The following is a 331-nucleotide window of genomic DNA, read 5'->3' as shown; positions in this document are numbered from 1 at the left end:
CGTTGCTGCCGCTAATCATTAGCGTTATAGTGAATCCGCTTATTCTCAGGGCGGGGCGAAATTCCCCACCGGCGGTAAATCAACTCAGTTGAAAGCCCGCGAGCGCTTTGGGTGCGAACTCAAAGGACAGCAGATCCGGTGTAATTCCGGGGCCGACGGTTAGAGTCCGGATGGGAGAGAGTAACGATTCTGTCGGGCATGGACCCGCTCACGTTATTTTGGCTATATGCCGCCACTCCTAAGACTGCCCTGATTCTGGTAACCATAATTTCAGTGAGGTTTTTTTACCATGAATCAGACGCTACTTTCCTCTTTTGGTACGCCTTTCGAA

1 riboswitch is annotated in these 331 nt (G+C 51.1%).

The annotated features are described in order from the left end of the window. Window positions 1–37 precede the first annotated feature (37 nt). Window positions 38–186: riboswitch (FMN riboswitch) on the top strand. Window positions 187–331 lie beyond the last annotated feature (145 nt).

This window comes from Pseudomonas sp. SIMBA_068 (genome assembly GCF_046534705.1).
Classification (GTDB): domain Bacteria; phylum Pseudomonadota; class Gammaproteobacteria; order Pseudomonadales; family Pseudomonadaceae; genus Aquipseudomonas; species Aquipseudomonas putida.
This window is presented reverse-complemented; position numbering and strand designations above follow the sequence as displayed.